The sequence below is a fragment of the candidate division KSB1 bacterium genome, from assembly GCA_024655945.1.
Classification (GTDB): domain Bacteria; phylum Zhuqueibacterota; class Zhuqueibacteria; order JANLFK01; family Oleimicrobiaceae; genus Oleimicrobium.
This window is the reverse complement of record JANLFK010000016.1, coordinates 63744-76690: the sequence shown is the minus strand read 5'-3', so window position 1 is coordinate 76690 and position 12947 is coordinate 63744. Positions and strand designations below refer to the sequence as shown.

The 12947-nt window shown below is 62.2% G+C and carries 11 protein-coding genes and 1 pseudogene; 4 read left to right on the top strand and 8 right to left on the bottom strand.

All coding sequences use genetic code 11. The features are described 5' to 3' along the window. Positions 1-48: 48 nt before the first annotated feature. From NUW13_15185 to sucC, 4 genes are read right to left on the bottom strand one after another with little or no spacing between them, the layout of a single operon-like run. On the bottom strand, positions 49-771 hold the full coding sequence (locus tag NUW13_15185; protein ID MCR4440364.1) for a hypothetical protein: 723 nt from the start codon (positions 769-771) through the stop codon (positions 49-51). 29 nt (positions 772-800) lie between these two features. Beyond that, complete coding sequence (locus NUW13_15180; protein MCR4440363.1) at positions 801-1148, bottom strand: 4Fe-4S binding protein; 348 nt, start codon at positions 1146-1148, stop codon at positions 801-803. Between the two features lie 25 nt (positions 1149-1173). Beyond that, a complete protein-coding gene (sucD, locus tag NUW13_15175; GenBank protein ID MCR4440362.1) occupies positions 1174-2049 on the bottom strand; it encodes a succinate--CoA ligase subunit alpha in 876 nt (291 codons plus the stop codon). A 42-nt stretch (positions 2050-2091) separates the two neighbouring features. Next, positions 2092-3252, bottom strand: a complete 1161-nt coding sequence (sucC, locus tag NUW13_15170; GenBank protein MCR4440361.1) for an ADP-forming succinate--CoA ligase subunit beta — start codon at positions 3250-3252, stop codon at positions 2092-2094. Positions 3253-3840: 588 nt separating this feature from the next. Here sucC and NUW13_15165 point away from each other — a divergent pair. The 3 genes and pseudogenes from NUW13_15165 (at position 3841) to NUW13_15155 (ending at position 7701) form a co-directional block, all read left to right on the top strand. Next, positions 3841-5043 (top strand): ATP-dependent 6-phosphofructokinase, encoded by a 1203-nt coding sequence (locus NUW13_15165; protein ID MCR4440360.1) that lies wholly within the window; start codon positions 3841-3843, stop codon positions 5041-5043. Between the two features lie 939 nt (positions 5044-5982). Further along, positions 5983-6292, top strand: a pseudogene (locus NUW13_15160) (transposase). A 1139-nt stretch (positions 6293-7431) separates the two neighbouring features. Then, on the top strand, positions 7432-7701 hold the full coding sequence (locus NUW13_15155; GenBank protein MCR4440359.1) for a hypothetical protein: 270 nt from the start codon (positions 7432-7434) through the stop codon (positions 7699-7701). A 29-nt stretch (positions 7702-7730) separates the two neighbouring features. Here the strand turns inward: NUW13_15155 and asd are convergent, their stop codons facing one another. The 4 genes from asd to NUW13_15135 all read right to left on the bottom strand — a co-directional run bounded on the left by asd (position 7731) and on the right by NUW13_15135 (position 11656). Beyond that, positions 7731-8807, bottom strand: a complete 1077-nt coding sequence (gene asd / locus NUW13_15150) for an aspartate-semialdehyde dehydrogenase (protein MCR4440358.1) — start codon at positions 8805-8807, stop codon at positions 7731-7733. A gap of 11 nt (positions 8808-8818) precedes the next feature. Next, complete coding sequence (lysC, locus tag NUW13_15145; protein MCR4440357.1) at positions 8819-10216, bottom strand: lysine-sensitive aspartokinase 3; 1398 nt, start codon at positions 10214-10216, stop codon at positions 8819-8821. Beyond that, a complete protein-coding gene (gene metX / locus NUW13_15140; protein MCR4440356.1) occupies positions 10216-11337 on the bottom strand; it encodes a homoserine O-acetyltransferase in 1122 nt (373 codons plus the stop codon). The genes lysC and metX overlap by 1 nt, the downstream gene beginning before the upstream one ends. A 166-nt stretch (positions 11338-11503) precedes the next feature. Beyond that, a complete protein-coding gene (locus tag NUW13_15135) occupies positions 11504-11656 on the bottom strand; it encodes a hypothetical protein (protein ID MCR4440355.1) in 153 nt (50 codons plus the stop codon). Positions 11657-11840: 184 nt separating this feature from the next. Here NUW13_15135 and NUW13_15130 point away from each other — a divergent pair, with 184 nt between their 5' ends. After that, a complete protein-coding gene (locus tag NUW13_15130; GenBank protein MCR4440354.1) occupies positions 11841-12869 on the top strand; it encodes a zinc-dependent alcohol dehydrogenase family protein in 1029 nt (342 codons plus the stop codon). Positions 12870-12947 lie beyond the last annotated feature (78 nt).

Genomic DNA, 12947 nt, shown 5'->3' with positions numbered 1-12947 from the left:
TTACTCCCGGCTTTGTGCTTGGGCAGGTCCCTGCCTGCTCCCCATGCCTCAGCGTCTCTTCCCTCCCCCTCCGATCTTCAATCGGAGATAAGGCCCATTGAGAGAGGCATCCGGGCCTCCCGAGATGTCAACCTCGTCAGCCTGCCACCCCCCTGCGAACGGCGTGTACGTATATCCCACCTCGATGCCAAGCACCAGCCCGCCCATTCCTTCCTTGTCCTGCCTCGTCAGCACAAGGCAATCGGCACCCAAGGCAAGGTTCACCAAGAACAACCCGGCGGAGAGGCGAGTGCTGCGATTGGGGTGCGCGAGGATCTGCTCAAAGGAGGGGGGCTGTTTCTCCTCAATGGCCAACTCTAAGCCGCCGCCCCCGATGCCGAGCATAGGGTAGATCTTCAAGTTACCGCGCGGGGTGAGCAGGTAGCCAATGTCAAAGAAGCCTATACCCGCACTCAGACTGGCCTTGTACGGTGTGCCGGCCACGCTGACGTCGGTGCTCTTGCTGATGAGCGCCTGCCCCTGGCCACCAAGCACCAGGCGGTTGAAGAAAGCGTGTCCCCCGCCTCCCATGCTGAAAAGGCGATTGGAGAACTCCGGGTACTGGCTTGTCTTCAGGGTGGCGTTCAGCTTGTCGAGGTCCACCATGCTGCTGCCGATGTAAAAGTAGCCGTGGCCACCTCCTCTCCCTTCCCTCGCCTGTCCCTGCCCCAGAAGGCAAGAAAGCAGCACCAGCAAGGTGACACCCGCCACGATTCCTCTGCTCAGCTTCATGGGATGTTACCTCCAATTCCGATGAGAAGCTACCTAAGCACCATCTCTTGCCCACAACAAAGGAACGAGCATTCCTCCGCCTCTTTGCAGCAGACGCACTCTTCGCCCCCTTCTGTTGCCTCCTCCTCGGACACGCTGAAAATGGCAAATTCCGGGCAGATGGTCTCGCAAAGGTCGCAGTTGACGCACTCTCCTTCCCTCTTCACGTACGGAGGGTGGTATCCTTTGGAGTTGAACTCGTCGTACATCTCCAGCACATCTTTGGGACAGTACTCGACGCAGAAGCCACATCCCTTGCACCGCTCCTTGACGATGTGCACGGTGCCGCGCGGTACCTTCATCCGGTCCGCATCGAGGGGAACCCGCCCGAACTGCATCTTCTCACCTCCGTATTGCCTGTGCTCATTTGCGCAGCACGCGGGCGACCGTTTCGCCAATGGTAGCAGGGCTCTCGCACACGGTGACGCCGGCATCGCGCAGCGCTGCCATCTTCTCGGCAGCCGTGCCCTTGCCCCCGGCGATGATGGCGCCCGCATGTCCCATCCGCCTACCTGGAGGCGCCGTGCGCCCGGCAATGAAGCTCACCACCGGCTTGCTTATGCCGGCCTTCACAAAGGCCGCTGCCTCCTCCTCGGCCGTGCCGCCAATCTCCCCGATGAGCACCACCGCCTCGGTCTCCGGGTCTTCCTCAAACAGGCGTAAGGCGTCCACAAAGGTGGTGCCAATGATGGGATCGCCACCGATGCCGATGCAGGTCGATTGGCCAATACCCAGGGTGGTCAATTGCCATACGGCCTCGTAGGTGAGCGTGCCGCTGCGCGAGACCACACCCGCCCGACCTTCCTTGTGAATAGCCCCGGGCATGATGCCCAACTTGCATTTGCCCGGCGAGATCACGCCCGGACAGTTCGGGCCGACCAGCCGCGTCTTGCGCCCGCGCAAGAATTCGTAGACTTTCAGCATGTCGGCTGTAGGGATGCCTTCGGTAATGCACACGACCAGGCCCATTCCTGCATCGGCCGCTTCCATGATGGCGTCCGCAGAAAAGGCGGCCGGCACAAAGATCACCGAGGCGTTGGCACCCTCTTGCTCCACCGCCTCCTTGACCGTGTTGTATACCGGTACCTTCCCCTCCCAGAGCTGCCCGCCTTTGTCTGGGGTCACTCCCGCCACGATGTTGGTGCCATAGGCCATCATCTGTTGGGCATGAAAGGTGCCCTCCCCGCCGGTGATCCCCTGCACGACCACTCGCGTATTCTTGTCGACCAGGATGCTCAATGCCGTTCCTCCCTGCCTGCACCTGTCCGTACCGCCGTCAACTCAGTTGCGCATCACCTCCACGACCTTCTGGGCTGCCCCCGCAAAGGTGGTGGCCACCGCGAAATTCAGCCCGGAAGTGGCCAACAGCTCTGCCGCCTCTTTGGCATTGGTGCCCTCCAAGCGCACCACCAGGGGCACCTTCAGGTCCACCTTGCGCGCCGCCTCGATGACACCGCGCGCCACGCGATCACAGCGCACGATGCCGCCGAAGATGTTGACCAACACGGCCCTGACATTCTTGTCCGATAGCAGGATGCGAAAGCCGTTTTCCACCGTCTCTGCCGAGGCGCCGCCGCCCACGTCCAAAAAGTTGGCCGGCTCGGCGCCTGCCAGCTTGATGATGTCCATGGTAGCCATGGCCAGCCCGGCCCCGTTGACCATGCATCCCACCGTGCCGTCCAGGCGGATGTAATTGAGGTCGTACTTGGCCGCCTCCGCCTCCAATGGCTCCTCTTCTTCGACGTCGCGGAGAGCAGCCAAATCCGGGTGGCGATAGAGGGCGTTGTCATCGAGATTGATCTTGGCGTCCAGCGCCAAGACGCGCCCGTCTGAGGTAACCACCAGGGGATTGATCTCCGCCAGCGAGCAGTCGTAAGTCAAATACGCCTGCGCCAAGGCTGTGAAAACGCGGACGGCGTTCTTGAGCTGCTCCCCGCGCAGACCGAGCCCGAAGGCTAACTTGCGGGCTTGGAACGGCTGCAGCCCAAGGCCGCGATCGATGTACTCCTTGAGAATTTTCTCTGGACTCTCCGCGGCCACCTCCTCGATCTCCACACCGCCTTCGCTGCTGGCCATAAAGACCAGCGCGCTGCGTGCGCGGTCCAGCACAATGCCCACGTACAACTCGCGCGCGATTTCCAGGGCCTGTTCCACCAGGACTTTCCGCACTAGCTTGCCCTCCGGCCCGGTCTGGTGGGTCACCAAGGTCATGCCGATCATCTCGGCGGCGGTCTTTCCGGCCTGGGCCCTGGGCACCACTCTCACACCACCGCCCTTTCCCCTGCCCCCCGCATGGATCTGCGCCTTGATCACCACTTTCTCGCCGCCGATCTGGTCGGCGATACGCTGCGCCTCCTCCCCAGAGAATGCTACTCCACCTTCGGGCACTGCCACCCCGCCCTTCTTCAGCAGTTCCTTGGCTTGATACTCGTGAATCTTCATCCTTCCTCCGCTTCCAGCTCCAGACCGTCATCCGCAACAAGGCAGCATCCGAAAATAAAAAAGCCAATCAGCGCAAAAAAGTTCCTCTCCTGCCGACTCGCTGATTGGCCTATTCTGACCTGCACATGCTCCTTGGCGCAGCCGTGATAGATGCATGGCTGCCCCGCGGACTTTGAACTGCTGTGCCATTCCGATCCCGACCTGGTTCGCACCGCAGCCCAACGGGCAACACCGACACAACCTCGGACTGGAGATCGACCCCACCGCCCTGGCTCCCTGCATCCCAGCCGGATTGATAAAGCGGCTGATGGATTGGGCAGCACCTACGGAAATCTGGCTCTATTATAGCAATTCATTTCGCAAAAGTCAAGACAAAGATGAAGCAGGTTCAGGCGGAATCACGCTTTGCCCTGGAGCGTGCACCTGGGCACGAGATAGCCACCCCTCACCGGGCACGGCTCTCCAGGCATTTTTCGCTTGAAAATCTGCCACCATTTGCATATAATTGACGTCAAGCAGTGGAAACCGTGTTCCCACCCTGAGGGTGGGCGCTTCGTTGTCAAGACCGTAGTTAGGAGAAATGCAGCTATGGCAAAGACGAGAGGCACTATCGGCATCCTGACAGGAGGAGGAGACGTTCCAGGGTTGAATCCGGCCATCCGTGCGGTGACTTTTCGCGCCTTGCGGGAAGGTTATCGCGTCATCGGCATCCGCCGCGGCTGGGCAGGTCTGGTGGACATGGTGCGCGACAAGGACGCCGACAACGGGCACAGCTACCAGGTGCTGACCGAGGAGATCGTCGACCGGGCCGGACGCACCGGCGGCACCTTCTTGCACACCTCACGCACGCGGCCCAGTCATCTTCCCAAGAGCAATGTGCCGCCGCACCTCCGCGACAAGTACCAGGACGAAATCAACGACGTGACCGAAGAAGTGCTGAAGAACCTGGAGCACCTGGGCATCGACTGCCTGATCCCCATCGGCGGGGACGACACCCTGAGCTACGCGTACCGCCTGCACAAGGAAGGCGTGAAGGTAGTGGCCATCCCCAAGACCATGGACAACGACGTGCCGGGCACTGACTACTGCATCGGCTTCAGCACCTGCGTGACGCGCACCATCGAGCTCACCCACAAGCTGCGCACCACCGCCGGCTCGCATGAGCGCTTTTTGGTCATCGAGGTGTTTGGTCGCTATGCCGGCTTCACGGCGATGCTTCCCACCATGGCGGGAGCTGCTGACCGCTGCGTGATTCCTGAATACCCCTTTGACATCCACCGTTTGACCGAGCTGCTGGTAGAAGACCGCAGACATCACCCCAGCAACTACGCGGTGGTTCTGGTTTCAGAAGGGGCGGTGATGACCGACGACCAGGAGATGTGCTTCGAGAGCGACGAAGCGGACCAATTTGGCCACAAGAAGCTCGGCGGCGTGGGCGACAAGGTGGCGGCGCGGCTCAAGGAGCTCTCGCCCAAGTACAACAATGGGCAGCGCATCAATGTGGTGAACCAGCGACTGGGCTACTTAGTGCGGTGCGGCGACCCCGACGCCATCGACTCCATCGTGCCGATGGCCTTTGGCAACTTGGCGTTGGACCTGGTGCTGCAAAAGTCCTTCGGGCGCCTGATAAGCCTGCGCAACGGCGTGTACGACAATGTGCCCCTGGATGTGGTCTTCACCGGGCGGAAGAAGGTAGTGGACGTCGAAAAGTACTACAACACCGACCGTCTCCGGCCAAAGTATGAGACCTTCATGCGCCAGCCGCTGTTTATCATGACGAGTGACGTGTAGGGTTCGGCGAAAAGACGACGCAAGCGCGAAGCCGCCTCGAAAATGGGGCGGCTTTTTCTTATTGCCTCGGACACCGAACAAGCCAGCAGGAGTACCAAACGCCTTGACTCTTTGCCAGTGGCGGAGCATATTGGCTCGGGTGTCCTGCAAGGAAAAGGCGTGGCGAGGGGTGCACGGCCGCCGGCGCGCCGTGCTTTGCCGGTCAGTCCGGAGAGACACGCGTGGGTGAATGGTTGCCCGCATGTCGAACCAGCGGTTTGGCAGGACCACCCGGCAATGGGCCGAGCTGCCCAGTTTGGTGGGAGAGAGGCGCTGCTACGGGCATGTACTCGAGGGCCAGTGGAACGTTGGAGGGAGCGAATGTAGGCAAAACAGAGGAACCGCGGTGCTGGCTCGCGCGTGCCCCGGGTGCCCACCTGGGACTCCCGGCCTCGGAAAAGGGTCGCTAACGCTTTTTGAAGTGCGCACGGAGACAAGTGGATGGTCAGGCTAACGCCTTCTCCACAAAGAAGGCCACTGTCATGCAGACATGGTGCCAGGTCGGCGGTTAGAGTATTGGAAAGCAGCTCAACCATCATGGGTCTCCCACCGGGCGCCTTTGCCCGTTATTCGGATACAAATCGCTGCAATTTTCTTCCGGCGGCCGGGTCCGAGTCGAGAGATATGGTGCTACAAACTGTCCCTTGCCGGAGGTCTGAAGAAGTTCGGCAAGGGGGGTCCCATCCAGGATGAGCACTTTGCTGATGCGCGCCTTCTGCGAAGGGCGTGGGAGGCCTGCCGCAAAGGTTGCGGCAGACAGGAGGCAGTTCTTTGCCAAGGTCCACGGAGTGCGCCGCTCGGAGAAAGGGGGCACACGGCGTAGGGGCGCACGGCCGTGCGCCCCTACGCCGTGCGCCCCCACACGATGGGCCCCTACGGGGCCGTTTGGGGCGGCCGCCACGTTCCCTGGCGTCGTTTGTGGCCGGTTTCAAATCGGCCACCACGCGGCGGATCAACGCATGGCGCGGCACCCCGGGTACCCGTCTGGCAACGGAACTACTACGAACATGTGATCGGGGATGAAGAGCACCTGGGGCGTATCCGGGCATACATCGCCGAAAACCCGGTACGATGGCATCTGGACAGGGAGAAGCCGGACCGGGAGGGCGAGGATGCTCTGTGGGTCAAGCTGTTCTCCAGAGGAAGGGCGCTGAGGTGGGCTCCGCCACATTCGGAGGAGAACCGTGACCAGTCAAGGGGACACTCATAATGCTTGCACGAGTGGTGCCGTGGCGCCCACGAACTCCCCCGTGGCGCGGTAAGAGGAGGCACGCCGGGGCGAGCGACGCCCGCGCGGGGCGGGCGGCTGCTCCCCCCCACCGGCTCGCACGATGACCAAAACGAGTTATGAGGCACCTCCCGGCTGGCGCCGAGTGAGGTTCAAGCGCGTTTCCGTGCTCCAAAACGGAAGATTTGTCCGCAAGAGGGAACTCGCAGGCAGCGGCCCCGTGCGGGTCCACGGCTCAAACGGACTTGTCGGTCTCGCGTGTGAAGGCTTGCTGTTCCAAGACACAATAGCGATCGGCAGAGTGGGGGCTTAGCGCCGTAACTCGAATTATCGCCCCAGCACGGGTTTCCGAGAAAACGACGTGCTGTGAGGGGCGGTTGGGGCCCTGTGGCCAATCTCTCGTCGTGTTCGGCCTCCGGCAGACCTGGCGATCGTCGGTGCCAAAGGCGGGGTCACAACCTTCACTTTCCCGGGCGGAAGTGACCAGGCTCTCCTCCCCTTGCCACCATTTGCCGAGCAGAGGCGGATTGCGGCACACTCGGAGGAGTTGCGGACCAGGCTCGAGGTCCTGAAGGCGAGCCAGGAGGAAACTGAGGTTTGGCTCAAGTGCTGAGAGCAGGCAGTACTCGGTCGCCCCTTCGGAGGTGAGCTATGACAGAACGAGGTGATCTATTTCGCGAACCGTTTCGCTTCTCCGATCCCCACCAGGGAGAGCTATATAGCCAGCTGAAGGAGTTGGTAGGGCCGGGCCCTACAGCTTTCTATCGCGATGCTTGCTGGCTCACGCATCATCCGGCCGCACTTGCAACCACGGCTCACCTGGTCGCCCACTGCTTTCGCGAGGTGGAAAACGCCCTTTGTACAGTCTTGGAACCCATTGCGCTGGATCAAAAGGCCCGGCGCAACTCCACAGGCTCCCGCGAACATGATGCCGAGATACGGCGGATCCTCAAGTCCCTTGACATCGACGAGGAAAGCCGCGAGGCACAGGCCTGGTTCAAGCTGGCAGAGAGCGTACACCACCTTGCCCACAGGCGTGCTCTCGGCCCCCTCCCCGCGGCAGAGAAGTACGAGAGTTTGGGGAGAAGGCTCAAACGTTGCTCGGAGTCATTCTTCCCGCGATGGGGAACAGGTTCCTGTTTTGCCTCCCCATCCTGGATGAGCTCATCGCCAAGGACCATCCGAAAAAAGAAGACGTTGAGAAGCTCATGAATTGGGTTCCCCACAACGCCGTGATCCGGCAGTACTTTTTCGATCGCCTCAACAACGCAGAATGGGTCGAGCCGCTTTGGGGAAGAAGGATCTTTCGCGCACGCGCTGCAAGTGCCAAGAAACGAGCAGCACCCGCAGCGGCCGGCGCGCGAACACTCCGCCATGAAGCCGCTGGTTGATCCCTTCTTGTCCGCGTCTCTGCGCCTGGCTACGGACGCCAGGGGCTCCGGGCCTGTGAGAGTCGCGGGGCTTTGTTCACCATCACCTCCCCAACCAGCACCGTGCCGCCGGCGGCGCCGCGCAGGGTATTGTGCACCAAGGCCACAAAGCGATAGTCCAACACCGGACAGGGGCGCACACGGCCAACGGTGACGGCCATACCCCCGGCAGCGTCGCGATCCAGAAGCGGCTGCGGGCGGCGGGAGGCCTCGGTCAGGAGCACCGGCCTTTCCGGCGCGGAGGGAAACCCCAGGCCGGAGAGCGGCGAGCGGTAGTCCAGAAAGGCCTGCTTCACCTCCTCCAACGTCGCCTTTGCGCCAAGCTCCACGGAAACGGAGAGCAGGTGTCCTTCGCGTACAGGCACGCGATTGCACTGCGCGCTGATCGTCACCTCGGCAAGCTCCACACCATCCCCGTTCAGGCGGCCGAAGATCTTGCGTGGCTCGGTCTCCACTTTCTGCTCCTCGCCGGCGATTTCCGGCAGCACATTGTCCACCGCCTCCAGCGACGGCACGCCCGGGTAGCCCGCCCCAGAGAGGGCCTGCAGCGTGGTCACCAGCACCCGCTTGAGGCCAAAACGTAGTCGCAACGGCTCCAAGGCCAGGCAGAGGCCGAGGGTGGTACAGTTGGGATTGGCGACAATAGTTCCACCGTACTTTTCCCTTTGGCGCTGTGCGAGCACCAAGTGCCCCACGTTGATTTCCGGAACCACCAGCGGCACCTGGGGGTCCCAGCGATGGCTGCTGGCGTTGCTTATCACCGTGCGGCCCGCCGCCCGAAAGGCCAGTTCTGCCTCAGTGGCCACGCTCGCATCCAGCGCCGAAAAGACCAGTTCCTCCGGCACCCATTCGGGCACAGCCGGCACGACCCGCAGCCGCGCGAGCGAAGCGGGAATCGGGCCGGGCAAGAGCCAATGCACCGCCTCTGCGTAAGGTCGACCTGCCGAGCGCTCCGAGGCCGCAACAGTAGTGACCGCAAACCACGGATGCTCGGCCAGGATTTGCACCAATCGTTGCCCCACAGCCCCTGTTGCGCCGAGAATGGCCACTTGTTTGAGTGTGCTCATCGCCCTCTCCATCATGCAGAGTGCGCCCCTCCTCGCTCGCCCCCCAGCAAGCTGTCTGATTCGAAGAAGCGACGATGCAGTCGGCTCACTACCGCCGGCAGGGCATTTTCGTCGATCACAAAGCTGAGATTGATTTCCGAGCCGCCCTGCGAGACCATGGAGACCTTGACATCGGCCAGCTGCTGGAACACCTGGCCGACGATGCCGGGGGTCTCCTTCAACCTCTCCCCCACCACGCAGACCACCGCCTGGCGCGGTTTCACCGTCACTGCCCCGAAAGCCTGCAACTCGGTGAGCATCTCTGGAAGGCGACTGGCATCTTGGAGGGCGATGGCTACCGACACCTCCGAGGTGGCCACCAGATCCGCCGACACGCGATAGCGGTCGAACACATCAAAAACCTGTCGGAGAAAGCCGTGCGCCTTGAACATGCGGGTGGAGACCAGGTTGATCACGGTCATGCCTTCTTTGTAGGCGATGCTCTTCACACCGACGCCGCTCTCCGCAGGGTGGGCCAGGATCAGCGTCCCCTCGCCTTCGGGCTTGCGAGTGTTGCGCACACGCACCGGGATGCCCCGCTCCACTGCTGGCACCAGAGTCTTCGGGTGCAGCACGCGCGCGCCGAAAAAGGCCAGCTCTGCCGCCTCCTGAAAGCTCATCACCGGAATATTCTTCGCCTGCGGTACCAGCCAGGGATCGGCGGTGAGGATGCCGTCGACGTCTGTCCAGATTTGAATCTCCTCTGCGCCGATTGCAGCACCGATCAGCGCTGCGGTGAAATCTGACCCGCCCCGGCCTAAAGTGGTGGGCTGTCCTGAGGCACAGATAGCGGTGTAGCCTTGCGTGAGCGGGATCTTCCCATCCCGCAGGAGCGGCAGAAGCACCTGGCGACACCTGCTAGCTGTCTCCTCGAAAAGCGGTTCGGCCTGCGTGTGCCGGGCATCGGTGACGATGAGCCGCCGGGCGTCCACCCACTGCACCGGCAGCCCGCCTTGCACCAAGTATGCGGTGATGATCCTCGTCGACAGCAGTTCGCCCAGGCCGAGCAGGCGATCCTGAACTGCAGGGGAGAAATCGGCCACTACAGAGATCCCTTGCGCCATCGCCTCGATGCTGCGGAAGGTCGCCTGGCAAAAGGCAACGCTCTCCGCGATGCCGGAAGCCCCTTCCAGCAGGCTGCTCGCCACGCTCATGTGGTAGCGCTCGAGCTCCCTGAGGACGCGCAGGCTATCGTCGAGTCTCCCCTGCGCGGCACTTTCGCCGATTTCGGCCAAGTGGTCGGTGGTTTTGCCCATGGCGGAAAAGACCAGCACCATTGGCCTGTCCCGCAAACCAGCGACAATGCGGCCCACAGTGCGGATGCTTTCCGGATCTGCGACCGAGGTTCCGCCGAATTTCACGACGCGCATCAGTTCCTCCCGCGCAGAAAGTCGCCGACAAGCTTGTTGAGCTGGTCGTACTCGACCAAGAAAGCATCGTGGCCGTAGATGGAATGGAGTTCCCTGTAGGCAGCCCTCTTGCCCAGCCGTTGCAAGGTGCCCACTGTCTCTTGGAGCTCGCTGGGGAAGTAGAGCACGTCGCTATCGATGCCGATGACCAGCACCTCGGCCTGGAGGCGCGCCAGCGCCTCCTCGAGGCTCGCATAGCCGCGCGCCACGTCGTGCAGGTCCATGGCCTTGGTCAAATAGATGTACGAGCGAGCGTCGAAGCGTGATACCAGTTTCTGCCCCTGGTAGTGCAGGTAGCTCTCTACCTGGAAGCGGTTGTGGAAATCCAACGCGCGCGACGGCTCGACGTGGACTCTGTCCCGCCCGAAGCGGCGGGCAAACTGCGCATGGCTGCGGTAGGAGATCATGGCGATCATCCTGGCCAGTGCCAGGCCGGCGACGGGCCCTTGGTCGGCGTAGGTGCCTTCGCACCAGGCCGGGTCGTTGTAGATGGCCTGCCGCGCCACCTCGTTCAGGGCGATCATCCAGGGAGAGCCCTGTACGCTGCCGGCGATGGGAATGGCCGCCCGCACAAATTCGGGATAGTCCACCAGCCATTGCCAGGTGAGCATGCCACCCAAGGAGCCACCCAACACCAATGCCAACTGCTTTACGCCGAGGAGATCGAGGAGGCTCTTCTGCAGGTTCACCATGTCGCGCGTGGTCACTGGCGGAAAAGCCATGCCGAACGGCTGGCCGGTCTCCGGATTGCTGCTCGCCGGGCCGGTGGTGCCATAGCAGCTCCCCAAGAGATTGGCGCAGACGATGAAGTAGCGCTCCGGGTCGAGGGCCTTGCCCCTACCGATGAGGCCGTCCCACCAGCCCGGCCGCTCTTCGTGGGCAGCATGGAAAAAGGCAGCATGTGCGCTGCCGGTGAGGGCATGACATACGTAGACGGCGTTGTCACCAGCGCTATTGAGCTCTCCGTAAGTCTCAAAGGCCACGTCCAGGTGTGTTAGGCTCTTGCCGCACTCGAAGCGAAAGGGATGCTCTGGGCTTGCCACGCGCAGCGTCTGCGTGGGCACAACAGTCTTTTCGCTCATAGTCACACCTTGCCAAGTTCGTTCTCGCGATGTCCGGGCAGAGGCCCTCCGCCTTCCTCCTCGAAGGCGCGCGGTCCAGACCCTGCTCGGGTTTGCTCCCAAAGCAAAAGCCCCTTCCTGCGATTCGGAAGGGGCTCGGAAGAAATGCTATGCACATTCATTCACATCAGCGCGGCCCCTTCCCAGGCGGATGAAGCAGCCACATGCCCATAGCCAGGACCATGGCAAAGGCGAAGGTGCGCCGCGCGGAGCAGTTCAAGCTCGTGCGCTGCAAGCTGAGGAAGGCTGCGAAGGCAACTGCAGGCTTGTCGAATCTCATAGTGATGCAATCCTTGTTCTTGACGGTTTGCGGAAAATATATAACTTTAGCCAGACGATTGCAAGCACATTGTGCGGCGGAAGTTGCCGGGAGCGCATGCTTGCGTCTGCGTCCGTTGGTACCGGAATGGCCGTTGGGTGCAACAAGAGCGGATTGCGATTCTGGAATAGCCGAGGGAACAACCATGAGGGCGATGCTGTTGCGGGAATTGGGGCCAGTCGGTGAAGGCCGCCTGCCACTGGAACTGGCGGAGCTGTCGGAGCCAGAAGCGAAGACGGGCGAGGTACTCATCAAGGTGGCGGCTTGCGGTGTGTGTCACACGGAGCTGGACGAGATCGAGGGGCGCACACCACCGCCCCAACTGCCGGTGGTGTTGGGACACCAGGTGGTGGGGCGCATCGTCGCCAGGGGGAAGGGCGTCACCGCGCGGCGGGTCGGGGAGCGCGTAGGAGTGGCCTGGATATTCTCCGCCTGCGGAAAGTGCGAATACTGTCAAAGTGGCCAGGAAAACCTGTGCTCTCACTTTCGCGCCACTGGGCGGGATGCCAACGGCGGCTATGCAGAGTACATGGTCGCGCCGGAACAGTTTGTCTACCCGATTCCGGAGCGCTTTTCCGACACACAGGCGGCACCGCTGCTCTGTGCTGGCGCCATCGGCTACCGTTCCTTAGCACTCACTGGCATGCGCGACGGCCAGAGGCTGGGCCTCACTGGCTTCGGCGCCTCAGGACACCTGGTGCTGAAAATGGCCAAGCACCGTTTTCCCCACAGCGAGGTCTACGTGTTTGCCCGCTCCGAGGGAGAGCGCGACTTTGCGCGGCAATTGGGCGCCACATGGGCCGGCGACACCGACGATTTGCCGCCCGCCCTCCTGCACTGCATCATCGACACGACGCCGGTGTGGCGACCGGTGGTGGCAGCACTGGAACGGCTGGCGCCGGGCGGGCGACTGGTCATCAACGCCATCCGCAAGGAAGAGGTGGACAAACAGGCGCTTCTTGCCCTGGACTATCCGCGACACCTCTGGCTGGCGAAAGAGATAAAGTCGGTGGCCAACGTCACCCGGCAGGACGTACGCGAGTTCTTAGCCCTTGCCGCCGAGATCCCCATCGTGCCGGAGGTCGAGGTGTATCCCCTCGAGGAGGCGAACACGGCACTGCGCGAGCTCAAGGAGCGCAAGATCAGAGGCGCCAAGGTGCTCGTCATCAAGTGAAGAGGGTTGAGGAGGTGCCGCGTGCGACTGCGGAGGGAAGTGGTTGACTCTGGCCAAGCATGACGCAGAAAGGCAAAC

Bases quoted from the DNA above. Each gene is read 5' to 3' on its own strand.
- NUW13_15185 (MCR4440364.1), bottom strand. From the start codon at position 771: ATGAAGCTGAGCAGAGGAATCGTGGCGGGTGTCACCTTGCTGGTGCTG.
- NUW13_15135 (MCR4440355.1), bottom strand. From the start codon at position 11,656: ATGAGATTCGACAAGCCTGCAGTTGCCTTCGCAGCCTTCCTCAGCTTG.
- lysC (MCR4440357.1), bottom strand. From the start codon at position 10,216: ATGCGCGTCGTGAAATTCGGCGGAACCTCGGTCGCAGATCCGGAAAGC.
- NUW13_15180 (MCR4440363.1), bottom strand. From the start codon at position 1,148: ATGCAGTTCGGGCGGGTTCCCCTCGATGCGGACCGGATGAAGGTACCG.
- asd (MCR4440358.1), bottom strand. From the start codon at position 8,807: ATGAGCACACTCAAACAAGTGGCCATTCTCGGCGCAACAGGGGCTGTG.
- NUW13_15155 (MCR4440359.1), top strand. From the start codon at position 7,432: ATGGGGAACAGGTTCCTGTTTTGCCTCCCCATCCTGGATGAGCTCATC.
- NUW13_15165 (MCR4440360.1), top strand. From the start codon at position 3,841: ATGGCAAAGACGAGAGGCACTATCGGCATCCTGACAGGAGGAGGAGAC.
- NUW13_15130 (MCR4440354.1), top strand. From the start codon at position 11,841: ATGAGGGCGATGCTGTTGCGGGAATTGGGGCCAGTCGGTGAAGGCCGC.
- metX (MCR4440356.1), bottom strand. From the start codon at position 11,337: ATGAGCGAAAAGACTGTTGTGCCCACGCAGACGCTGCGCGTGGCAAGC.
- sucC (MCR4440361.1), bottom strand. From the start codon at position 3,252: ATGAAGATTCACGAGTATCAAGCCAAGGAACTGCTGAAGAAGGGCGGG.